21 protein-coding genes and 1 tRNA gene are annotated in these 23,039 nt (G+C 62.3%); 7 read left to right on the top strand and 15 right to left on the bottom strand.

The window, feature by feature from the left end; all coding sequences use genetic code 11:
• Positions 1-46 precede the first annotated feature (46 nt).
• From dop to HMPREF3157_RS07820, 4 genes are read right to left on the bottom strand one after another with little or no spacing between them, the layout of a single operon-like run.
• Positions 47-1,723 (bottom strand): depupylase/deamidase Dop, encoded by a 1,677-nt coding sequence (gene dop / locus HMPREF3157_RS07835; protein ID WP_083288116.1) that lies wholly within the window; start codon positions 1,721-1,723, stop codon positions 47-49.
• Entirely contained in the window at positions 1,720-3,276 is a 1,557-nt protein-coding gene (gene arc / locus HMPREF3157_RS07830) for a proteasome ATPase (RefSeq protein ID WP_070436041.1), read from the bottom strand. The genes dop and arc overlap by 4 nt, the downstream gene beginning before the upstream one ends.
• A complete protein-coding gene (locus tag HMPREF3157_RS07825; RefSeq protein WP_070436040.1) occupies positions 3,273-4,310 on the bottom strand; it encodes a tRNA (adenine-N1)-methyltransferase in 1,038 nt (345 codons plus the stop codon). The genes arc and HMPREF3157_RS07825 overlap by 4 nt, the downstream gene beginning before the upstream one ends.
• A 30-nt stretch (positions 4,311-4,340) precedes the next feature.
• Positions 4,341-5,432, bottom strand: coding sequence for a M50 family metallopeptidase (locus HMPREF3157_RS07820; RefSeq protein WP_016664539.1), 1,092 nt, complete (start codon positions 5,430-5,432; stop codon positions 4,341-4,343).
• 79 nt (positions 5,433-5,511) lie between these two features.
• Here HMPREF3157_RS07820 and HMPREF3157_RS07815 point away from each other — a divergent pair, with 79 nt between their 5' ends.
• Positions 5,512-6,363, top strand: coding sequence for a PAC2 family protein (locus HMPREF3157_RS07815; RefSeq protein ID WP_016664538.1), 852 nt, complete (start codon positions 5,512-5,514; stop codon positions 6,361-6,363).
• Between the two features lie 33 nt (positions 6,364-6,396).
• On the opposite strand, the gene HMPREF3157_RS07810 is transcribed toward HMPREF3157_RS07815, so the two are convergent.
• Entirely contained in the window at positions 6,397-7,269 is an 873-nt protein-coding gene (locus tag HMPREF3157_RS07810) for an undecaprenyl-diphosphate phosphatase (RefSeq protein WP_016664537.1), read from the bottom strand.
• A 147-nt stretch (positions 7,270-7,416) separates the two neighbouring features.
• Positions 7,417-7,710, bottom strand: coding sequence for a hypothetical protein (locus HMPREF3157_RS07805; RefSeq protein ID WP_016664536.1), 294 nt, complete (start codon positions 7,708-7,710; stop codon positions 7,417-7,419).
• Between the two features lie 112 nt (positions 7,711-7,822).
• Here HMPREF3157_RS07805 and HMPREF3157_RS07800 point away from each other — a divergent pair, with 112 nt between their 5' ends.
• Together HMPREF3157_RS07800 and HMPREF3157_RS07795 are read left to right on the top strand one after the other, a co-directional pair.
• Positions 7,823-8,110: a DUF5703 family protein gene (locus HMPREF3157_RS07800; RefSeq protein WP_061211917.1), complete on the top strand. Its 288-nt coding sequence runs from the start codon at positions 7,823-7,825 to the stop codon at positions 8,108-8,110.
• A 63-nt stretch (positions 8,111-8,173) separates the two neighbouring features.
• Positions 8,174-8,677, top strand: coding sequence for a prepilin peptidase (locus tag HMPREF3157_RS07795; protein WP_168161701.1), 504 nt, complete (start codon positions 8,174-8,176; stop codon positions 8,675-8,677).
• Positions 8,678-9,167: 490 nt separating this feature from the next.
• Here HMPREF3157_RS07795 and HMPREF3157_RS07790 read toward each other — a convergent pair.
• Positions 9,168-9,253: transfer RNA gene (locus tag HMPREF3157_RS07790), tRNA-Leu, on the bottom strand.
• A gap of 154 nt (positions 9,254-9,407) precedes the next feature.
• Between HMPREF3157_RS07790 and HMPREF3157_RS07785 the strand changes: the two genes are divergently transcribed.
• On the top strand, positions 9,408-9,872 hold the full coding sequence (locus HMPREF3157_RS07785; RefSeq protein ID WP_016664532.1) for a tRNA (cytidine(34)-2'-O)-methyltransferase: 465 nt from the start codon (positions 9,408-9,410) through the stop codon (positions 9,870-9,872).
• Here the strand turns inward: HMPREF3157_RS07785 and HMPREF3157_RS07780 are convergent.
• The 8 genes from HMPREF3157_RS07780 to HMPREF3157_RS07745 all read right to left on the bottom strand — a co-directional run bounded on the left by HMPREF3157_RS07780 (position 9,869) and on the right by HMPREF3157_RS07745 (position 18,142).
• Positions 9,869-10,759, bottom strand: coding sequence for a shikimate dehydrogenase family protein (locus tag HMPREF3157_RS07780; protein ID WP_040386539.1), 891 nt, complete (start codon positions 10,757-10,759; stop codon positions 9,869-9,871). The two genes, HMPREF3157_RS07785 and HMPREF3157_RS07780, sit on opposite strands and share 4 nt — an antisense overlap.
• Complete coding sequence (mltG, locus tag HMPREF3157_RS07775; RefSeq protein WP_016664530.1) at positions 10,741-11,889, bottom strand: endolytic transglycosylase MltG; 1,149 nt, start codon at positions 11,887-11,889, stop codon at positions 10,741-10,743. Before mltG ends, HMPREF3157_RS07780 begins: the two co-directional genes overlap by 19 nt.
• Positions 11,890-11,898: 9 nt before the next feature.
• Complete coding sequence (ruvX, locus tag HMPREF3157_RS07770; RefSeq protein WP_338127957.1) at positions 11,899-12,378, bottom strand: Holliday junction resolvase RuvX; 480 nt, start codon at positions 12,376-12,378, stop codon at positions 11,899-11,901.
• Positions 12,378-15,059 (bottom strand): alanine--tRNA ligase, encoded by a 2,682-nt coding sequence (alaS, locus tag HMPREF3157_RS07765; protein WP_070436037.1) that lies wholly within the window; start codon positions 15,057-15,059, stop codon positions 12,378-12,380. Before alaS ends, ruvX begins: the two co-directional genes overlap by 1 nt.
• A 138-nt stretch (positions 15,060-15,197) precedes the next feature.
• Positions 15,198-15,821, bottom strand: a complete 624-nt coding sequence (gene rpsD, locus HMPREF3157_RS07760; protein ID WP_016664527.1) for a 30S ribosomal protein S4 — start codon at positions 15,819-15,821, stop codon at positions 15,198-15,200.
• 140 nt (positions 15,822-15,961) lie between these two features.
• Entirely contained in the window at positions 15,962-17,350 is a 1,389-nt protein-coding gene (locus HMPREF3157_RS07755) for a replication-associated recombination protein A (protein ID WP_016664526.1), read from the bottom strand.
• A 4-nt stretch (positions 17,351-17,354) separates the two neighbouring features.
• On the bottom strand, positions 17,355-17,798 hold the full coding sequence (locus HMPREF3157_RS07750; RefSeq protein ID WP_016664525.1) for a hypothetical protein: 444 nt from the start codon (positions 17,796-17,798) through the stop codon (positions 17,355-17,357).
• Positions 17,795-18,142, bottom strand: a complete 348-nt coding sequence (locus tag HMPREF3157_RS07745; RefSeq protein WP_016664524.1) for a hypothetical protein — start codon at positions 18,140-18,142, stop codon at positions 17,795-17,797. Before HMPREF3157_RS07745 ends, HMPREF3157_RS07750 begins: the two co-directional genes overlap by 4 nt.
• A 47-nt stretch (positions 18,143-18,189) precedes the next feature.
• Between HMPREF3157_RS07745 and HMPREF3157_RS07740 the strand changes: the two genes are divergently transcribed.
• From HMPREF3157_RS07740 to sucB, 3 genes are all read left to right on the top strand, one after another.
• On the top strand, positions 18,190-19,659 hold the full coding sequence (locus HMPREF3157_RS07740) for a leucyl aminopeptidase (RefSeq protein WP_016664523.1): 1,470 nt from the start codon (positions 18,190-18,192) through the stop codon (positions 19,657-19,659).
• A gap of 233 nt (positions 19,660-19,892) precedes the next feature.
• Positions 19,893-21,302 (top strand): dihydrolipoyl dehydrogenase, encoded by a 1,410-nt coding sequence (lpdA, locus tag HMPREF3157_RS07735; RefSeq protein WP_070436036.1) that lies wholly within the window; start codon positions 19,893-19,895, stop codon positions 21,300-21,302.
• A gap of 18 nt (positions 21,303-21,320) precedes the next feature.
• Entirely contained in the window at positions 21,321-22,991 is a 1,671-nt protein-coding gene (gene sucB, locus HMPREF3157_RS07730) for a 2-oxoglutarate dehydrogenase, E2 component, dihydrolipoamide succinyltransferase (protein ID WP_070436035.1), read from the top strand.
• The last annotated feature ends 48 nt before the right edge of the window (positions 22,992-23,039 follow it).

The following is a 23,039-nucleotide window of genomic DNA, read 5'->3' as shown; positions in this document are numbered from 1 at the left end:
CTTCATTCGTGTCCACGCTACATGCGCCCCGCGGCGGGGCGCGCCATCACCGCATCTCATCAGCGGCCTTCCGAAAACTTTCAAGGAGAGTCTCAATCGCCCCGCTTGGATCGACCCCGTGGGCCTCGCACCACTGTTTCGATGCGACCGTTGGATCGGCGAGACGCACGCGCATGGCCGCACCCTCGTGTCGCACCGTAACGACGTCCCACCCGGCCGAGTCAAGATCGTCGCGGTGGTGCGTGACAAGGCCGCCTCGTATGTACGCTCTGGTCGATTCTGGAGCGTGTGTCACCGCGTGCGAGATTTCGTCATCGCGCACGAGCCGGCGCACGCGCCCCGCCTTCGCAAGCTTCTCGTAGATGGATTTATCCTCGCGCACATCCGCGAATTGGAGATCGAGCGCCGCGAGCCGAGGGTCGGACCACTCCAGTCCGTGCCGCTCCCGAAACGCCTTAACAAGGGCATACTTGCCCACCCATTCGATGCGATCCGCGGCTTCCAGTGGATTACGCTCGAGCACCTCCAGAAGCTCGGTCCACAGCGCGATCGCCTCGAGGGTCTCTGCATCGGCCTCGTCTCCCTCGAGCGAATTCTTCACGGCCCTCAAGTAGGCGCGTTGAATATCCAGGGCCGACGCTTGCCTACCATCCGTGGTGGCATAGGTTTTCGCGAAGCCCAGATCATGCGAAATCTCGTGGACGGCGCTGACAGGATCGACGAGCTGAATGTCCGGAAGGAGCGACTTTCCTGTCGCGTGTTCCCGTTCCGCAAGGCTCAAAACGAGGGAAGTCATCGCGAGCTTGAGGAACGTTGAGGTCTCGAAGAGGTTCGCATCGCCAATAATGACGTGCAGCCGGCGAAATCGCGAGGAATCCGCATGGGACTCGTCGCGAGAGTTGACGATTGGCCGATTGAGTGTCGTCTCGAGCCCCACCTCGTTTTCGAAAAAGTCGGCGCGTGAGCTGATCTGAAAGCCGTCGATCTCACCGCGGGTACCGATCCCGACGCGTCCCGCCCCCACGAGAATCTGGCGCGTCGCGAAAAAGGGGATCAGAATTTCGCAAAGGCGCTCAAAAGGGACACCCCGGTCCACGAGATAGTTCTCGTGCGTCCCATAGCTTTGACCCTTGCCATCGGTGTTGTTCTTGAACAGCGCGAGGGCCGGGATACCGTCGGCCTCCTCGATGCGAGCCATGGCGAGCCGAGCGATACGCTCCCCCGCCTTATCCCACACGACCGCTTCGCGGGCGGTCATGACCTCTGGCGAAGAGTATTCGGGATGGGCGTGATCGACGTAGAGTCGAGCACCGTTGGTCAGTACCGCGTTTCCGATCGCACGGCGTTCCGCAAAATGCAGGGTCGCGGCATCGTCGAGGTCGAGCGGAATATCGTCACCGACCGTGATCTCGAAATCCGCGTCGACGCTTGGAACGTGCGCATCGTGCGCTTCATGGGTGAGCTGAGTAGGGTGTGCGGCAGCGCGCTGAACTTCAAACCCACGCGCGTCACGCAAAGGGGTTTCGTCGCCGTAGTCCCAGCGAACACGGCGCTTCGGTGAGTCCTCGAGCAGGGCATAAGCCGCGACGGCATAGTGCGAGAGGCGAATTGACGCGTTCGCCCCGGAACGTTCACGCTCGGAATCAGACGTGTGAACGATGCCGAATTCCGTTTCAATGCCCATTGGGCGCCGAGTCGTCAGGGACGGAATGACCGAGCTCACGGTGCCGCAACCTCCTCGCTGCTCGCCGCGCGGCGCGGCGTCATGCGGGTAATACGCTGGCCGCGACGACCCGAAACTCGGGCCCAATCATCGGGATTTGCAGTCGAGGGAAGGTCCTCATTCTCCTTGAACTCTGTGTGGATCGCTTCGAGAAGGTGAGCGCGAGAAATCCCCCGCTCACCGTCGGAAAGCTCCGCCTTAATCGCGAGCTTCTTCGCGCGGTCCACAATGTTGCGAAGCATCGCGCCGGACATGAACTCCGCAAAATACAGCACCTCGGCTGTCCCATCCGCATACTCGAGGTCGACATAGGCCATATCGTCGTCGCGCGCGTAAATACGCTCGATAGCGCAATCCACGAGAACGTCGAGTTCTTCGGCAAGCGGGACGTCATGCGTGAGGTAGAGCCGCAGGATTTCCGCGCCCGCCTTGGGGCCAGGGCGTTCGATGCGGATCTTGACGTCGAGTCGCCCGGGCCGAACGATCGCCGGATCGATCATGTCCTCGCGGTTTGAGGCCCCGATGACGATGACGTTCTCGAGACTTTCAACTCCGTCGATCTCGGCAAGAAGCTGTGGCACAACCGTTGACTCGACATCCGAGCTCACCCCCGACCCGCGCGTGCGGAAAAGCGAGTCCATCTCGTCGAAGAACACGACGACCGGATTGCCCGAGCTTGCCTTCTCTCGGGCGCGCTCGAACACGAGCCGAATGGAGCGTTCCGTCTCGCCCACATACTTGTTGAGAATTTCCGGTCCCTTGACATTCAGGAACCACGAGCGATTCACAACCTCACTCGGATCCTGGCCGCGTTGACGTGCCGCTTTGAGGGCGAGTTCGTGCGCAACAGCCTTGGCAATCATGGTCTTTCCGCACCCGGGCGGGCCATACAGGAGCACGCCTTTTGGCGGGCGAAGACCATACTCATGAAAGAGCTCCTGATGCAGAAACGGCATCTCGATGGCGTCGCGGATTGCGTCAATCTGGTCACCAAGGCCACCGATATCGCTGTAGGACACATCCGGAATGTGCTCGAGGATGAGGTCCGCAACTTCCTTGCGTTCAAGAACCTCGAGAACGAGGGCGGATTTCGGGTCAACCATGAGGTGATCGCCCCTATTGATACGACTATCCAGAAGTTCCGGAACGACGTTCATGACGCGCTGTTCATCGGCGTGAACCTGAACGAGCACACGAGAATCCTCAAGCTGCTCTACGGCGGTCGCGACAAAACCTGTCGTCTCGTGCGTCAATGCTTCAACGGCTATGAGGTTCTCATTGAGGCGCACCTCTTGGCCTTGTGTAAGCGCTTCGACGTCAACGTCGGGGGCAACCAGTACGCGCAGCTTTCGACCATTGTGGAGGATATCGATCTGGTTGTCCTCGACTTTCGCAACGAACGTGCCGAAAGACGACGGCGGATCCGCGAGTGACTCGAGATCACTTCGCAACTGCACGATCTGTTCGCGCGCTTTCGACAGCGACTTCACGAGCTGCTCGTTACTGCGAGCAAGCTTCGACAGTTCCTCGTTCAGCTCCTGATAGGTCTTCACCGCGTCCTCCCCTGCCTAATGTCTCGGAGTGCCCGCTTCGTCTTGCGTGGCGCAACGTTGCGTTCGTGGAAGTCCTCGCTCGTCCATTCATGACTCGAGCCACCGAAGCCCTCGTTTGCGGGGTCGTTGAGCTCCGCCTCATCCCGCGAACCAGGGGCCGGGCGTTGCTTGCGAAGCAGTGCCTTGCAGCCGCGAGCCGTGCGGCGGGACGTCAACAAGAACCCTGTGTGGGCGTTCATGCGGTGCTCAGGGCGCACCGCAAGGCCATCGAGATGCCACGGGCGCATCATCGTTTCCCACGCATAGGGCTCGGTGAACTCGCCGTGATCCCTAAGCGCCTCGACCGTACGAGACAGCTGCGTCACCGTCGCGACGTACGCGAGAAACACGCCGCCGTCTTCAAGCACCTCTGCCGCACTGTCCACGCACTCCCACGGCGCGAGCATATCGAGCACGACACGGTCGACGCGCTCGCCCTGCTGCGCGAGCTCATGCGCGCCGTCCTGGAAATCGCCGATGCTCAAGTCCCACCACGAGGGCACGGAACCGAAGAAACTTTCGACATTAGCCTTCGCGACCTCGGCGAAATCTTCGCGGCGTTCGATGGAGCGCAAAGAGCCGTCGGGCCCAAGCGCCCGCAAAAGCGCAATCGTGAGCCCGCCCGAGCCCACCCCTGCCTCAAGAACGCGTGCCCCCGGGAAAATATCCCCGTACATGAGGATCTGCGCGGAATCCTTCGGGTAGATAATCGCCGCGCCGCGAGGCATCGCCATCATGTAGTCGTTGTAGAGCGGGCGCAGCGCCTGAAAGGCGACGCCAGCGCTGTTCTCGACAACCGTGCCATCGCTCTTGCCGATCAGGTCGCCATGGCGAAGGAACCCGCGGTGGGAATGATGCACCCCGCCCTCTTTAAGCGTGATCGTGTTGAGGCGATTCTTGTGGTCGGCGAGCTGGACCTTGTCCCCCACAACGAAGGGCCCCGTACGGTCGAGGCGTGCGGTGACGGTGGGGTCGGTTTCGTGCGGCGAAGTCATGACAGTGAGTCTACGTGGCTTTTGCGCACCTCACCCGCGAGCGTTGAGCGCGCGGGCTACATCCTGCGCAAAAATCACGCTCACAAATTGACCTGCGTCGTTGCGCACGAGATAGGCGGGCGCCTCATCAGCCTGCATGGCAGCGAGAAGGTCGCTCCCCTCGGGACGCCCATCGAGCACCGTTGCCCTCACCACGGGTGAGAGCACCGCGTGAACCGGATAGTCCGCAGGCGCCTCAGCGATCGCGGCAGCTGGGGCGAGGACGACGCCGTCGGGATCGACGTAGAGCCCACCGCGTTCGAGGTAGGATCGTTCCCGCTCAACCGTTGCCGCGTTCGAAAGCACGCGGACCTCTTGCGACACGTGCGCGATGTGGAGCATATCGGCGCTCTCGAGAAAGCGCGCGTGGGCGATAGCCTGCGAGGCTCCCTGAAACAGCGATAGCGCGATCAGAATGCTCCACACCGTCCATAGCGGGGACGGCAGGTCTCCGCGCACGGCGGAGAGCGCGAGAGGGACGACCACGACGCCGACGGCGATCACACGGCCTACCCACCCCGTGATGATCGTTGCCCGTGCGGAGTTCATTCCGCATGCACGAAGGATCGCTTCCAGAGCCCTCCCGCCATCCATGGGCAGCCCCGGGAGGACATTGAAGATCGCGAGCGCCCAGTTGAGGGTCGAGGCAAAATGGCACGCAAGCACGCACATCGCGAGTGCTCCCAAATCGGCGTTCAGGAGCACGGGCGTCAGGGCCCGAGCGACGGCGCTCAGGATGAGGGCAAGGATGGCATTCGTGGCCGGTCCCGAAAGTGAGATGAGCATCGAGCGCGAAGGGCTCAGACGCGGTCCCTCATACGTCGTGTGCCCGCCAAACAAGGTCAGGGCGATTTCACGCACCCGAGCCCCGAAGGCACGCGCGACACACGCGTGTGCGAGCTCGTGCAAAGCAACCGAGAGCAAAAAGAGCACTGCTGCGATGGCTGCCGCGCCAATAGCAAAGGCCCCCGGCAAGTACTGGGCGAACTGCGGCTGAATCATCACCGCAAGCAACACCGCAAAAAGAATACTTCCGGCCCCGACGGAGACCTTTGGCATCGTCCGTTCCAGCTCAGCTCCCATACCCGCCTCGTTTCGACCTTGCAGCGTCGAGAACTATACTTGCACGACACGCCTAACGGCGTAGCTGAAGGAGGAATGCGTGCCCGAAAACCCCGCTCACGACGAGGTCAACCGCACAATAGCCATCGCAGCCTTCGGCGGCTGGAACGATGCAGGCACCGGCAGTAGTGAAGCCCTCACCCACCTGATGAACACGATCGGCGTCGATGAGGAACGCCCACCTCACACCATCGACGCTAATCACTACGTCGACCTCCAGATCAACCGCCCACTCCTGGCCAGGGATAGCGAAGGCCAACGTCGCGTGACCTGGCCGCACACGCACATCATTCCCCTCAAGCCCCACCGCGGCACGCGGATCCTCATCATCACCGGCCCCGAGCCCTCCTTCAACTGGACGGGCTACTGCGAAGACATCCTCACGCACGTGACATCCGCTCAGTGCACGCTTCTCGTGACACTGGGGGCCCTGCTCGCCGACACCCCGCACACGCGGCCGCTGCCAACATCGACAACGTGGGGCTCGCAAACCCCGAGGGTTGCCGACGCCGACGATTACGAGGGCCCCATCGGTATCCCCGCCATTTTGAACGACGCCGCCCACACTGCTGGCGTCGGAACCCTTTCCCTGTGGGTCCAGGTCCCGAACTACGTCGGCCAAAACCCCGCCCCCAAGGCCACCCTCGCACTCCTTACCGCACTCGATCGCGAACTTGACCTGCACATTCCCCTCGGCGAGCTTCCGGAGGATGCACGCGCGTGGGAGCGAGGTATGGACGCCATGGCCAACGAAGAAGAGGACATCAAGCAGTACGTTGAGCAACTCGAACAGATGAGGGATGCGACGGAACTGCCGGAGGCATCGGGCGATGTAATCGCTTCCGAGTTCGAGCAATTCCTTCGCAGACGCGAAGACGGCGACACGCACTAGGCGCGCCGCCGTCTTACGTCGGTTCTGGAAGCTTTACGCGCCCCCGAGCGGGGACACCACCCCGAACACGAGCAGGAGAAGAAGAACCGTACCTGCGATGAGGCGGTACCACACAAACACCGAGTACGAGTGATTCTCGATGAGGCGCATGAACCACACGATCACCGCATAGCCGAGCACGAACGCCACGAGCGTGGCGACGATGATCGCCGAAAGGCTTGGCTCCCCCGCTGCCATAGCGGCGGCACGCCCCTCGGGGCTCAAGAGGGCCGGCACCTCCTTGTACGCCTTGTACAGGCCAGACGCGAACACCGCCGGAATCGCGAGCAGGAATGCGTAACGCGCCGCGGCTTTGCGGCTGTAACCCAGGATGAGGCCCATCGTGATCGTGCCACCGGAGCGGCTCACGCCAGGGATGAGGGCGAGAGCCTGCGCGAGGCCGTAGAGGATCGCGTCTTTGAGGCTCAAGTCCTCCAGATTCTTCTCCTGCGCACCGCGTGCATCTGCATACGCGAGAAACACCGCGAAGAGGATCAGCATCGCTGCCGTGATGTACAGATTACGAAGCGCGTGGTCGATCTGCTTCTCGAACAAGAGCCCGAGAACTCCGATTGGAATCGATCCGAGGATGACAAACCACCCCATGCGGGCATCCGGATCCGAATGCGGAACCTTACCTACGAGCGACTTCGCCCACTGCGCGATGATGTGGACGATGTCCTTGAAAAAGTAGATGAGGACGGCGAGCTCAGTTCCAAGCTGCATGATTGCCGTAAATGCCGCCCCGGGATCCTGCCCTGGGTTCAGAAGTTCACCAACGACGCGCACGTGAGCGCTCGATGACACGGGAAGAAACTCGGTGAGCGCCTGGACAATGCCTAGGATCACCGCATCGAGGAAACTCAACTCAACGACTCCTTATCAGGTTGCGTGGGCACCAGATCCATGCGCGGCACGCCGGGCGATTTCGCCACAATGCGACACTACGCGGCACCTCCCCACCTGGAAGGCACCGCGTAGTGTGTGATCGATTACGGGATCGGCGCCGAGCGCTCAGTCCTCGTCGTCATAGTCGTCGTCATCGTCGAGGTCGAGATCGTCGAAGTCGTCGAAATCGTCGTCCTCGTCGTAGTCGTCCTCATCGTCGTCAAAGATAATGAATGGGGTCGCAACGTTGTAGGCATCGAAAAGTGCGTCGTCGTAATTCTCAAAAGCGAGCGAGAGACGTTCGGTGGCAACGTCGAGTTGGTCTTCATCCTCGCCATTCGTGGCGGCGATGACATCGAAGTGGCGCTCAAGGGCGGCGATCAGTGCGGTCAGTGCGGCGCGAGGATCTTTCGTGTTCATGCAATGAAAATACCGCGAAACCCCCGCAAAAGGTAGCGGAATGCCCGGAAATTGGCGGCAATTTTTTGTGCGGCACGCAAGGTGGCAGACTCGCTCGAGGAAAGGAGCGCTCATGACAAACATTCCGGACCGATCACGCACATCGATCCTTCCTCCTCAGTGGAAGGTCTCCACCCCCTCCAGCCTGCTTCACGCTCCGGTGGCGAAGGGACGCTCGGCGCGCGACTACGAGTTTCAGGTGCTCACGATCCCGAAGGGTACGTCGATTGGTCAGGCCCGCGAGGCCCTCACGGACGAGGCCGAGTACGGGCGCTGGGAACTTGCCCGGACGCAGAAGTTCATCGGCGGCGGGAAAAAGGTGTGGCTGCGCCGACGCATCATGCGTGTCACCGCACCGTAATGGTTGTCCACAGAAAAGGCGTCCAGGCAGCAATGCCTGATGTCATGTGGTGAACTGAGAAGCGTGATCAGTATTTTCGACTCGGCCGATACAACGGTGCTCTTTGCAATCGTGGCTTTAGCGCACCTCACGTTTGCGATCCCCCTGTCGTACATCGACATCCGCGAACACCGCTTACCCAACAAACTCACGCTCGCGATCACCGGTGCAGTGACCTGTACGGCGGCGGTGACCGCCCTTATGATTCCGGCGGTCGAGAAGCGCGTGCTCGGAGCATGTGCCATGGCCGTCATTGTTGGCGCATTGGTATTTGTCTTTGCGCTCCTCTCCCCCGGGAGTATCGGAATGGGCGATGCGAAAGTCACCCCGGCCACCGTTGTACTCGCGGGGATCGGCGGTATACCGGTCCTTCTGGGATCTTTGGCGTGGATATGCGGCGCCGGGGCACTCGCAGCACTTTGGGTGCTTGTCAGAACGAGAAGCACCAAGGCCCGTTTCGCATTCGGCCCGATCATTCTGAGCGCTCCCTACGGGGGCCTTGGACTCGCGATCCTCGGTCTTTTTTAGCGCCGCTTGAACTAAAGAAGCCAGGGCTGGCCACTGCCCTTACTTTCGGATTTTCCGGCCCGAGCCGCACCTCGGTCACAAACCTCGACTCGCGTGCGAGTGAACGGCAGAGGAGAGGCGCAGTGGTGCGGGCGGGGCGGGCGAAGCTCCGTTCATATCGCTATGCACGGCTTCGCCCGCGGTTCCAACCGGTCGTCATTCATGCCGCAGCGTAAGTGGAGAAGGAAGGCCCCCGCCTTGCCTTCGCACCGCAGGTGCGTTAGCGCATGCCCGCTCCGCATGGTTGGAACTCGTCTCTCCGCCCCCGCGAGACGCCCATCACAATCAAAGCAGAGCGGACAAACGGCAACAAGACTTCCGCTTGAACAAGAAATAACTTTCGGTAAACGTTCGCGGATGCAAAACTCCCGAACGCGCGCGCTGCAGGGGGTGATTACACGCAACAGAAAACCCTCCGTGCTGCGATTGCGCACGGAGGGTTTCTCCACGGTGTCCGAGGGGGGACTTGAACCCCCACGCCCTTAAGCGGGCACTAGCACCTCAAGCTAGCGCGTCTACCTATTCCGCCACCCGGACCGGGTTTTTGTCGCTTCTTCGTTTGCGACTCAATGAGATTACCACCGTGCGCACGTCGGAGGAAATTCAGAGCTCGTTTTTTGCGGATTCGTGAACGGAATCACGCGCCGACGGAGGTTCGGGTAAGAATGAGCGACGTGAGAGACTCGAACCTATGCCCCACATCATGTTTTTTGAACCTCTCATCCCCGGTAACACTGGCAACGCCATCAGGCTCTCCGCCGTGACGGGGGCGCCGCTTCACCTTATTAAGCCGCTCGGCTTCAACTTTGACGACGCGCATTTGCGCCGCGCGGGCCTCGACTACCACGATCTCGCGGTCATGACAGTTCACGAGAGCTTCGACGATGCCCTCGCCGCCCTCCCGGATTCACGGGTATTCGCATTCACGGGACATACAGATGCGCATTTCCACGACATCACCTACCGCGAAAGCGATGTTCTCCTCTTTGGGAGGGAGGACACAGGTCTTCCCGAGTCGGTACTGCAGCACCCCCGCATCACGAAGTGCGTCCGTATTCCTATGCTCGAGGGGCGCCGCTCGCTGAACCTCGCTAATTCCGCTTCGATCGCCGTATATGAGGCGTGGCGTCAGCTTGGCTACTCCGGAGCACTCTAGATCCCGACTCCGAATACTGCTTCGTACATCCCTTCGGCGGGAGCGGCCTCAACTCCGCACATGAGTTCGACTTGCCGGGCGGCCTGATGCGCGAGCATGTGGGCGCCGGTCGCGAATGCCGGGGCGGTCGCGCAATCCATGCGGTCGGCGAAAGCCGTGCGAACTCGCGCGAGCGGGGTGGGGTCCGGGAAGTACAGCGCATCGAAAAAGGCCGACGGCACTCGCGCTACCTCGTCCAGGTGGGCAAGGACGCGGTTGGCAATTGTTTTAGCCCCCTCGAGTGCGAGCGCGCTCGCGACGATGTCAGTATCGAAGCTTCGTGCGGGATGATCCCAGTCCCCCACGCGCACGTGAACGCCCCGGCTCTTGAGAAGTGATTCGAGGGACGTGAGTTTCTGGCGTGAGCGCGCGAGCAGGGTAAAACGCGTGCACCCTGCCTCATGAAGGGCCACGGCCAGTGAAAGGGCAGTCGCACCTGATCCAAGAAGCGTCGCACTTTCGATCCCCGCGATTCCCGCAGAATCGAGCGCTCCCTGAATTCCCGCGACGTCGGTGTTGAAGGCGACGTATCGTCGCTTGCGGCCCGAGCCGATCGGGAGCAGAGTATTCGCGATCTGGAGCTCAGAGTGGGTACCGTGAGCCACGGCGAGCTCGTGTGCATGAGCCTTGTGAGGCATCGTCACGCTCACGCCGTCGTAGAGCGGGAGTATGTTGCGTGCGAAACGCGCAAATTCTCCGCGTGGCACGTGAACCCGCTCGTAGCTCGCGTGCTCGATCCCGAGCGCGCGATAGGCCGCCTCATGCAGTTCGGGCGAGCGCGAGTGCGCGATCGGATCCCCGATCACGGCAAACCTCAGTCGATGACCGCTTACTTTTTCTTCGCCCATTCGCGCCACTGCGCCACATTCTTGTCGTGCTCTGCCTTAGTGGCCGCGAACTTCGTCTCCCCGGTATCCGTATTGACGGTCACCCAGTAGAGCCAGGGCCCTTCTGGCGGATTCTTCACGGCATCGAGGGTGGCATCGCCGGGATTGGAGATAGGGCCGATGGGAAGCCCAGGGTGCTTGTACGTGTTGTAAGGCGAGTCAGTCGCCCGCTGCTCCGGTGTCGTGGAGATCGTTTCGCTCTTGCTGAAATAGGCGACCGTCGAATCCAGTTGGAGATTCATGGGCTTACCGCCCGCCTCGCCAACGCCGGCAAGACGATTGTCGATCGTCCGCACGACCTTCCCGTAGTCCTCGGGATTGCGTGCTTCCTTCTCCACGATCGAGGCAATCGTGAGGGTCTCGTGCCACTTGTCCTCGGGAATCCCCTTCTTCTTGAGCCTCGTGGTCATACGGGAGACCATCGTGTCGAGAATATCGGCGGCTGAATCGTCTTCGTGAAAATCGTAGGTACCGGGCCACAGGTACCCTTCGATTGACTTCGCTGGGTTCTTCGGCACGCCGCGTGCCTCATAATCAGCTCCGGCCTTTTCAAACTCTTTGACGGGGATGCCCGTTGCCTTGCTCAACCGTTCGTACATCTTTCGAGTGGTCTGTCCCTCAGGGATAGTCACGCGAATCCCCACGCGGCTCGAAGGATCGAGCAGCAGGCTTAGCGCTGATGCTCCGCTCATCTGTTTACGCAGCTTGTAGGTGCCGGGCGTAATGTTCGGGGCATCCTGGCTCGCCGCAAAGGCGTTGACGAACGGGCCCTTCGTTTTGATCACGCCAGCGTCGACGAGAGTTGCCGCGATGTCCGAGCCACTGTCGCCATCCTTCACGACAATCTCGACCTCGCCGGATCCCTCGCCCTCGTAGTCTTTCGCTGAGCTTGACACATCCACGTTGGTGGAAATCCAGGAGTAGCCGAAGTATCCGCCGCCCACGAGCGCTCCGAGGACGACCAGCACCAGCACAGCGGGCAAGAACCGCTTCAACAGGCTCGGCTTCGGGCTCCGACGCTTTCCACGCCCCGATCGAGTCTCATGATGACCCGACGAACCCAGCAGGTCCTCAAGGGAAGAATCTGGCACGAATACTCCTTACTGGGGATCGCTGTGGCTCCACGGCTCTCCAGCCGCAGCTCCACGCGCGCGTTCGAAATCAAGAGCAGTCTGAAGAATCATGACTGCAGCGACCTGGTCTATCACCGGTCGGTGTGTGCGATGTCGGCGCCCCGAATCGCTCAGTGCACGGTGAGCACTCACGGTGCTCATGCGTTCGTCTACAAGGTACACGTCGTACTCGGGTTCCGACTCAATCGGTTCGAGTTCCGCGAGTTCGGCGATGAACGCTTGAGCTTTCTCAACTGCCGTGCCGCATTCGCCGCTCAGCAAGCGAGGCTTGCCGACATACAGTCGCTCGGCGCCAAGTTCGGCGATGAGAGCCTGGAGCTTTGGTGCGGCTTCCTCGCGCGGGAACGTGTCGACTGGCGTCGCGAGGATGCCGTCGGCGTCACTGCGGGCGACACCGACGCGGGCATCGCCCACGTCGACGCCGATCCGCACAAATCGCCGAGGCATCATACGCGGGCGCGAAGGGCTGCGGTAATCGTCTCTAGCGCAACGGGCACGAGCGACGGCTCGCCGCCACCGCCCTGAGCGAGGTCGTCCTTGCCGCCCCCTCGACCGTTCATCGCTGCGGCAGCGTCGCGCAAGAGCGCCCCGGCCTTGATGCCAGCCTCGCGCGCCGCGGCATTGGTGGCGACAACGAGCGCTGCGCGAGAATCGGACTCCCCTGCGAGTGCCACCACGCTGGGCTCTGATTCTCCAAGGCGCGCCCTCAAATCTGTCGCGAGAGTACGCAAGTCCCCCGCTGCCACTCCCTCGCCAGCGTCATGGGCGATCACGCGCACGCCGCCGACGGGAGCGGCGGACTCCACGAGCTTGCCTGCCTCGGCCTGCAGCTGCTGACCTCGCATCTGCTGAAGATTTTTCTCCATCTCCTTCACACGCTTCGTAAGCGCCTGCACACGCCCCGGAATGTCGTCCGTAGACACTTTCAAAATCTCCGCGAGCTGCGAGACAAGTGCGTGCTCTTTCGAATGGAACTTATAGGCACTTTCGCCAACGAGCGCGTCAACGCGACGGACGCCCGAACCGATCGAAGCCTCCGAAACGAGCTGGACTGAGCCGAGGCTGCCGGTGACGGGCACGTGCGTGCCGCCGCACAGCTCGCGCGACCAGTCGCCACCGATCGACACGACGCGCACGATGTCGCCGTATTTCTCACCGAACAATGCCTGAGCGCCGAGCGCTTTCGCCTCGTCGATCGGCATCTGCGCGTCTGTCACCTCGAGGTTCTGCTGCAGCATCTGGTTGACCTTGCCCTCGACCTGCGCGAGGGAGCTCTGCGGAACGGCCTGGCCGTAGCGGAAATCAAAGCGCATGCGGCCCGGCGAATTCTCGGAACCGGCCTGGGTCGCGCCTTCGCCAAGTTCTTCGCGCAGCGCCTGGTGCACCATGTGCGTTGCCGTATGGGCACGGGCAATGGCGCCGCGACGCTCTGTGTCAATGCGTGCGATCGCAGACTCGCCGGTACGGGCAGCCCCTTCGATGAGGCGACCACGGTGGACAGAAAGCCCCTTGACGGGCGCCTGGACGTCGTCAACCTCGATGATGCCGCCGCCGGCAAGACTGATCGTGCCCTGGTCGGCGAGCTGACCGCCCATCTCTGCATAGAACGGCGTGTCTGCAAGGACGATTTCCACGTCGGCGGGGGCACTGACGGTTTCTGCGAGGGCGCCGTTGACAAGGATCGAGCCGACTGTCGTCGAGACCGTGTCGTCCGTGTACCCCACGAAGCGTGTGAGGCCGTTGGTGTTCACGATGTCATTGAACAGTGCTGTATCGGTATGCCCTGCCTTCTTGGCCTGGGCATCGGCGCGGGCGCGCTCTCGCTGCTCCTGCATCGCTGCCCGGAAGCCAGCCTCATCAACGCGCAGACCTGCCTCTGCAGCCATTTCCAGGGTGAGGTCGATCGGGAAGCCGTACGTGTCGTGGAGCGTGAAGGCATCATCCCCCGCGAGCAGATCCGATCCGCTCTTCTTGAGGTTCGCGCTCATACCCTCGAAAATCTGCGTGCCGTTGGAGAGCGTGCGACGGAAGGCATCCTCTTCCGTGTACAGAACCTCTTCGATCTTCGCGAACTTCTCCTCGAGAACGGGATACGACGCCACCATGGCGTTCTTCGAGACTGGCAGCAGCTCCGGCAGCGCCTGCTTATCAAACCCAAGTAGACGCATCGAGCGCACCGCGCGCCGAATAAGCCGGCGCATCACGTAACCGCGCCCCTCATTACCTGGGCGCACGCCATCCGACGCAAGCATCATGGCGCTGCGAACGTGGTCGGCAACGACGCGCATGCGCACATCCGATTGCTCGTCGCCCGTCCCGTACCGAAGCCCCGTCAACTCCTCCGCGCGCGCGATGACGGGGAAGACCTGATCGGTCTCATACATGTTGTTCTTGCCCTGCAAAAGATAGGCGAGACGCTCAACGCCGAGACCGGTATCGATCGCCTTGCGGTCGAGTTCACCGATCAGCGGGTAATCCTTCCCGCTGCCCTCGCCTCGCATGTACTGGTCAAAGACAAGGTTCCAGATCTCGAGGTAGCGATCGCCGCCCGGGTCGACGCTGCCTCCTTCGGCCTCGGGGCCGAACTCGGGGCCACGATCGTAATGCCATTCAGCACATGGGCCGGCCGGACCAGGCTGGCCGGTCGACCAGAAGTTTTCTTCCTTCGGAAGGCGCACAATGTGGCGAGAATCGATGCCGATCACGCGCGTGAGGTGGTCGTAGGCTTCCTGATCGTTCTCCCACAGGGTGATCCACAGCCGATCGCCCTCCAGTCCGTACCCGCCTTCACCCACACTCGTCGTGAGAAGCTCCCACGCGAAGTCGATCGCGCCTTCCTTGAAGTAATCCCCAAAGCTGAAGTTGCCGGCCATCTGGAAGAACGTGCCGTGACGCGTGGTCTTGCCGACATTGTCGATGTCGTTCGTTCGGATGCACTTTTGGACGCTCGCCGCACGTGGCCACGGAGCCGTATCCGTGCCAACAATGTAGGGAATGAACGGCACCATGCCGGCAACCGTGAAAAGGATCGAAGGATCAGAGGAGACGAGCGAGTCGCTCGGGACAATCTCGTGGTCCTTGCTCTTGAAGAATTCGAGCCACCGGCGTGAAACCTCGGCTGTCTGCATGGGTTCTTCCTTCCCTAAGCCCTCACGGGCGTGGACTGGGCTGGGCCTTTAACGAAAAGCGGCCCCGACCAAGTGTACGTTCTCGTACTGGTCGGAGCCGCATGAAGTGAAGGCCGTGAGGCCTCCTCCATAAAGAAATCAGCGAGCGTAGTACTCGACGACGAGCGCGACGTCGCAGGTCACGGGGACCTCGGAGCGCTTCGGGCGAGCAACGAGCTGAGCCTTGAGTTCCTCGAGCTGCACCGAGAGGTACGAAGGAACCGACGCCTGAACGTCGGAGTTCGAACCCTCAGCGGCGTCCGCGAAAGCCTCGAGAGTCTGCGACTTCGGCTTGACCTGGATGGTCTGGCCCGGCTTCACACGGTACGAGGGGATGTTCACGATCTCGCCGTCCACGAGGATGTGGCGGTGCGAGACGAACTGACGAGCCTGAAGGATCGTGCGAGCGAAGCCCGCGCGAAGAACAAGGGCGTCGAGACGAGTTTCGAGAAGCTCGATCATCGACTCACCGGTCAGACCCGGGAGCTTCTTGGCCTCGAAGTAGGCGCGGTGGAGCTGCTTCTCACGAAGCTGGTACTGAGCGCGAAGGCGCTGCTTCTCGGTCAGACGAACCGCGTAGTCCGAGTTCGAACGGCGGCCACGACCATGCTGGCCCGGCGGGTAGGGGCGCTTCTCGAAGTACTTGACGGCCTTCGGGGTAAGCGCAAGACCGAGCGCACGCGAAAGGCGTGCGGTACGACGTGCTTTGGTGACACTGGTCACGTAAGTTACCTCAGTTTCGATGCGATGAATCCATTTGGCAGCCGCGGATTCAGCGCAAAACTTTACCGTGCCGAGTGCCGAGCCTCAAGCGTTTCAGAGGCTTGGGAGACACAAGCCTCTGTGGGATCGCTCACCGCGCGTCAACCGTCGGACCCCTGCACCCCACCCGCGCCGCGCGTGAGCGAACGCAAAATCGCAAGTGAGCTCTTCACGCGCGCTTCAAAACCGCGATCCGTTGGTTCGTAATAGTTAACGCCGACGAGGTCGTCGGGGGCGTATTGCTGACGTGCCACTCCCCGCGGCTCGTCGTGCGCGTACACGTAGCCAACGCCGTGGCCAAGCTTTTCGGCGCCCTTGTAATGCCCATCGCGAAGATGTGCGGGAACCGAACGCCCTTTTCCTTCGCGCACATCGGCGATCGCTCGATTGATTCCCGCGTAACTCGCATTGGACTTTGGGGCCGTTGCGATGTGCACGACCGCTTGGGCGAGCGGGATCCGCCCCTCGGGCATCCCAATCATTTGGACTGCCTGCATTGCGGCCACGGCAACTTGAAGCGCGGTCGGGTCGGCCATGCCGACCTCCTCACTCGCTGCGATCACGATTCGCCGCGCGATGAACCGCGGGTCTTCGCCCGACTCAATCATGCGGGCCAGATAGTGCAGGGCCGCATCCGGATCGCTTCCCCGCATCGACTTAATGAACGCGCTGATGACGTCGTAGTGCTGATCGCCCTCGCGATCGTAGGTCAACATCGAACGGTTGATCGCGTGGGCGAGGATGTCGCCCGTGATCCGCTTCTCTGGGGTCTTCAGTGCTGAAGCAGCAGCAGCCTCGAGCGCTGTGAGGGCCTTGCGGGCATCGCCTCCGCTGAGACGCACGAGCGCCTCGCGGGCATCACTCTCAAGTTCGACCGAACCGCCGAGCCCCCGCTCCTCGGCGAGCGCTCTCGTCAGCAGTGCATCAATCTCCTCGCCACCGAGCGAATCGAGGGTGAGCACAATCGAGCGCGAGATCAGCGGGGTGATGATTGAAAAATAGGGGTTCTCGGTCGTCGCGGCGATCAGGGTCACCCACCGGTTCTCAACCGACGGCAAGAGCGCATCTTGCTGCGACTTATTAAACCGATGCACCTCATCGACGAAGAGAATCGTTTCGCGACCAGTCGTGCGCAGGCGCGAGCGCGCCGCATCAACGACGGCACGGATATCTTTGACTCCCGCAAGCACGGCTGAAACCTCGACGAACTCGCGATCGCCCTCTCGCGCGACGGCGTAAGCGATCGTCGTCTTGCCCGTTCCGGGTGGGCCCCACAAGATGATTGAGCTCGGGGCCGTATGCGAATCGTCCTCTCCCACGAGACGAAACAGGGGTGAGCCGTCGGCAAGAGCGTTCTTTTGACCGACGATCTCCTCGAGCGAACGCGGCCGCATACGGGCTGCTAGCGGCGCACGGTGATCGACGTTGCGGTCCGCGAGAGTCTTCGGGGCCTCCACGCCTGGCTTGAGAGAAAAAAGATCGTCGTCCACACGTCTAGCGTAGCGAGGGCGCGCGAGATTCGCGCCGCCGAGCAACGATGATCGAGATCCCCGCGACAAGGGGCAACACGAGGGGAACATACCCATACCCCTCGCCGAAGTGCGACCAGACCGTCGCCTTCGGGAACCATTCGGGCTGGGCGAAACTCAAAGCGCCCACGCCGACAACGCCGACGAGTTCGACGCCGACGAGAATGAGGATCGCTCGCCAGTGGGGAGCCTTCCGAATCAGCAAGACCGCGATCGCGACGTACGTAAGCGCAGCAACAATGCTGAGGGAAAAGGCGAGCGGTGCCTCGGAAAAATCGCGAATCGACTGCACGAGTGCGCGCGCCGTCGCCGATACGGCAAACACGCCGTAAACCACGAACAGGGCCATGCGGAAGCCGCGTGGATTCTCCTGCGTCATCGACGACTTCGTGGAACCGGCGGGCGTCATTTCGCGAACCCCGCGGGCCAGATCTGGGGTAGCCGGTAGGCGAGGAAGACGCATGTGAGCGCGATGGCGGCAATGGCGAACGAGCCCCACTTGGTACGTTCGAGGAACGAGATGTACACGCCCGCGATCGGCAGTGCGATTGCGGTGGCAACATAGCCCCAAAAGATCACGGCATCGCCAGGGCTCACCGGAGCGAGGAGCCACGCAAGAGCTCCGATAAGCCACACGAGCGCTAGGGCGAGCGAAGCCCCCATGAGCAACAGGTCTGCTGCAAGATCCTTGATGACATAGACCGCGCCGAGAACGGCTACGAGAGCCGCAACAACGTACAGGGCGATCAGCATTTGCCCACTCCCACCTCAAACTCGAGTGACTCCCCTACGATAAGCACATGGCACATATAACTCTGAGCATCAGCAACGTTGACTCGATCACGACGGACGTCCTCGTGGTCCCCCTCCTTAAGAGCGCAAAGGATGCACCGGCAAGCCCGGTTGGGCTTTCATCGCTCGAAGAATCCTTCACTGCCGTCAAGGCCAGTGGCGCCAAGGGAGCGCTCACGACGATCCCGGCGCCCGCTGCCTACCGCGCTCACGCAATCGTCGGCGTTGGCCTCGGCGCCGAGGCACTTGAAGATGTCACGTGCGAAGACATCCGCTACGCCTTTGGTTCCGCTTCGCGAACCCTCACCGGCCACACAAGCATCGCCCTTGCCTTCCCGGCCGCCTCCGAGGCACACATCGCTGCGGCTCTCGAAGGTGCAGCTCTCGGCGCCTACGCCTACGGCGAATACAAGAGTGACCTCAAGGACGACCAAAAGCCCGTTGAGGAGATCGTTCTCGCCGTCGCCGATAAGAAGGAACTCAAGGCCCTCGAAGGCGCGGCGAATCGCGCTGAAAAGATTGCCCAAGGCGTTCACCTCGTTCGCGACCTGGTCAACACCCCGCCGAATCTTCTGTACCCCGAGTCTTTCGCGAAGCGGGCAAAGGAGCTCACGAAGAAGCTCCCCGTGACGATCGAGGTCCTCGACGAGAAGGCACTCGCCGACGGCGGCTACGGCGGCATCGTGGGCGTGGGCCAGGGTTCGACTCGCCCACCACGTCTTGTGAAGCTCTCGTACGCACCCAAGCGCGCCAAGCGCCACGTCGCCTTTGTCGGCAAGGGCATCACGTTCGATTCGGGCGGCATTTCCCTCAAGCCCGGCGCCGGCATGGATGAGATGACGATGGACATGGGCGGTGCCGCAACCGTTCTGGCCGCGACCGTCACCGCAGCCGCGCTCGAACTCAACGTCAACGTCACGACGTTCCTCGCGCTCGCCGAGAACCTCCCCGGTGGCGGAGCGCAGCGCCCCGGCGACGTCGTCACGATGCGTAACGGCAAGACCGTCGAAGTACTCAACACCGACGCCGAGGGCCGCATGGTCATGGCAGACGCCCTCGTGGACGCCGCCGCTCTCGAACCGGATCTCCTCATCGACGTTGCGACGCTTACGGGTGCCGCCATCGTCGCGCTTGGCAACCGCACCGCCGGCGTCATGGGCACCGACGATGCTCGCGACGAGGTATGGGAAGCATCGAAGGCGGTTGGCGAACCCATGTGGCCGCTCCCGTTCCCCGAAGAGCTGCGCGAAGGCCTCAACGGCCGTGTTGCCGACCTCAGCAACATCGGCGAGCGCCCCGGTGGCGCCCTCAGCGCGGGCATCTTCCTCAAGGAGTTCGTCGGCGAGACCAAGTGGGCGCACGTCGACATTGCCGGGCCTGCCTTCACCCAGAAAGCATTTGGGTACTCGAATGTGGGCGGAACCGGCATGAGCATGCGCACTCTCGTTGAGGTTATTGAGCGCGAAGCCGCCAAGTAAAACGTTGCGCGATTCACGCGCAGCAATCGTCGGAAAGCCCCCGCTTTTGCCCCGCAGCCGCGGGCGAAGTTGGGGGCTTTCCCACACTCTGGCCCCGCTCACGGCCGACCCACGGCGACATCCAGGGGCGTGTCTTACGATAATGGGCGTGCATGCCGCACCGGCTGGCTTAGCGTTCGAGGCCGGGACTTTCGGCGACATGCCCCCAATCCTCAACAGTTAGGGAGCTGAACGTGGCGGATACCTCCACAGACCAGAAGTTCGACATCGTGATTCTGGGAGGTGGCAGCGGCGGCTACGCGGCCGCGCTGCGCGCCACCCAGCTTGGAAAGAGCGTCGCCCTCGTCGAAAAAGACAAGCTCGGCGGCACGTGCCTGCACCGCGGTTGCGTGCCCACCAAGGCCCTGCTTCACGTAGGCGAGATCGCCGATACGCCGGCCGAAGCTAAGGCCGTGGGCATCGAGATGACTGCCTCCGCGGTCAACACCGAAAAGATGCTCGACTTCAAGAACAAGGTCATCGGCCGCCTCTACAAGGGCCTTCAGGGCCTCGTGGGCGCCTCCGGCGCGACCCTCGTGAACGGTTTCGGTCGCCTCACTGGCCCGAACACGATCGAAGTTGAAGCCGAGGACGGCTCAAAGCAGACCCTCACCGGTGACAACATTATCCTCGCCTCCGGCTCCTTCTCGAAGACCCTCCCGGGACTCGAGCTCGGTGGCCGCATCATCGACTCCGAGGTTGCGCTTCAGCTCCCCGAGGTCCCGAAGCACCCCATCATCCTCGGCGGCGGCGTGATCGGCGTCGAGTTCGCGTCGGTATGGAAGTCGCTCGGCGCTGAATCGGTCACGATCATCGAAGGCCTGCCGCACCTCGTTGCAAACGAAGACGAGGCCATCTCGAAGAACCTCGAGCGTGCCTTCAAGAAGCGCAAGATCGCGTACTCGCTCGGCGTCTTCTTCGAAAAGGCCGAGCAGACCGAGACCGGCGTCAAGGTCACGCTCGCCAACGGTAAGACCTACGAGGGTGACTACCTTCTCGTCGCCGTGGGCCGCGGCCCGCAGACGAAGGGCCTCGGCTACGAAGAGCAGGGGATCGAGATGGACCGCGGGTTCGTGCTCGCGAACAAAGAGACCCTCGAAACGAACGTTCCCGGTATCTACGCCGTCGGCGACATCGTTCCGGGCCTTCAGCTCGCTCACCGCGGCTTCCAGCAGGGCATTTTCGTAGCCGAGCAGATCGCCGGCCTCAATCCCCAGCCGATCGACGAATCCGGCATCCCGCGCGTGACCTACTGCGAGCCGAACATCGGTTCCGTCGGTCTCACCGAGAAGCAGGCCAAGGAGAAGCTCGGCGAGGACAATGTCGCGACATACGACTACAACCTCGGCGGCAATGGTAAGTCGCAGATTCTCGGCACGCAGGGCTTCATCAAGCTCGTGCGCGAGAAGGACGGCCCCATCGTCGGTGTCCATATGATCGGCGCACGCTTGTCCGAGCAGATCGGCGAGGCGCAGCTCATCGTCAACTGGGAGGCGGAGCCCGAGGATGTTGCTTCGCTCATCCACGCCCACCCCACCCAGAACGAGGCGATGGGCGAGGCCGCGCTCGCTCTCGCTGGCAAGCCGCTTCACGCCCACGCCTGATCACGAGGAGAAACGAACATGTCTGAAATCGTTAAGATGCCCGCGCTCGGTGAGTCCGTCACCGAGGGCACCGTTGTCCGCTGGCTCAAGGAAGTCGGTGAGGAGATCGCCGTCGATGAGCCCCTCCTTGAGGTTTCCACCGACAAGGTCGACACCGAGGTTCCCTCACCCGTTGCGGGTGTCCTCGAGAAAATCCTCGTGAACGAAGATGAGGACGCGGAAGTCGGCGCTGATCTCGCCGTTGTTGGCGATGGCTCCGGTGCTGAAGCGCCTAGCGATGGCGACAACCTCGCCTCGGACCAGACGGTGGCTCCATCGACCGCTGAGGAGACTCCCGCCGGCGAGAGCGAGCGACCTGCTGAAGCCGCGAAGGCCTCGGGTGCGGCTGACGGGCAGGAAGTCACGATGCCCGCACTCGGTGAATCCGTTGATTCGGGCACCGTGGTGCGCTGGCTCAAGGAGGTAGGCGACGAGGTTGAGGCCGATGAGCCACTCCTTGAGGTGTCCACCGACAAGGTCGACACCGAGGTCCCCTCCCCCATCGCCGGCACGCTCCAGAAGATCCTCGTGCAGGAAGACGAAGAGGCAGAGGTCGGCGCGGCGATTGCCGTGATCGGTTCGGGTGCACCGTCCGACGCTTCCCCGGCTCCGGCCGCACCCGCGGCCTCGAGCGATGCGCCGGCCCCCAAGGCCGAAGAGAGCAGCGCCCCAGCGGCGAGCGCCTCGCAGACCGTTTCCTCCAGCAACAACTCCCAGGCGTATGTCACGCCGATCGTGCGTAAGCTCGCTGCCGACAACGGCATCGATCTCGCTTCGGTGAAGGGCTCGGGAATCGGTGGCCGCATCCGCAAGCAGGATGTGCAGGATGCGATCGACGCGAAGGCAAAGGCCGAGGCTCCCGCGCCTGCAGCCGCGCCGACTGCCGCCGCAGCCCCCTCGAAGAAGGAAGCGCCCAAGGTCGAGGTGTCCCCGCTTCGCGGAACCGAGGAGAAGATGAGCCGCCTGCGCAAGATTGTGGCGTCGCGCATGGTGGAGTCGCTCCAGACTCAGGCACAACTCACGACCGCCGTCGAAGTCGACATGACGCGTATCGCCGCCCTGCGTGCTCGCGCAAAGAACGACTTCCTCGCGCGCGAGGGTGCGAAGCTCACGTTCCTCCCGTTCATCATGCAGGCGGCTGTCGAGGCCCTCAAGGCGCACCCGAAGCTCAACGCGGAGATCGCGGGCGACATGATCAAGTACCACGGCGTCGAGAACATCGGCATGGCCGCGGACACCGAACGCGGACTCGTCGTGCCGGTGATCAAGAACGCCGGGGATCTCAACCTCGCCGGTCTCGCTCGCCAGATCGGCGAGCTCGGTGCGAAGGCGAAGGGCAACAAGCTCACGCCGGACGACCTGCAGGGTGCGACGTTCACGATCACCAACACCGGTTCGGGCGGCGCTCTGTTCGATACGCCGATCGTTCCGAACCCGCAGGTGGGTATTCTCGGCTGCGGCACGATCGTAAAGCGCCCGGCTGTCGTGAAGGACGCGGACGGTAACGAGACGATCGGGATCCGCTCGATGATGTACCTGTTCCTCAGCTACGATCACCGCCTCGTGGATGGCGGCGACGCTGCTCGATTCCTCTCGACGATGAAGAAGCGGCTTGAGGACGGCGCGTTCGAGGGAGACCTCGGCCTCTGAGCCTGACACGCTGAATGTGCCCGGGCCATACTTTCGCAGGAAAGTATG

It is taken from the genome of Dermabacter sp. HMSC06F07, assembly GCF_001807345.1.
Lineage (GTDB): Bacteria > Actinomycetota > Actinomycetes > Actinomycetales > Dermabacteraceae > Dermabacter > Dermabacter hominis.
Note: the sequence above shows the minus strand (reverse complement) of the source record. Positions and strands in the feature narration are given on the sequence as shown.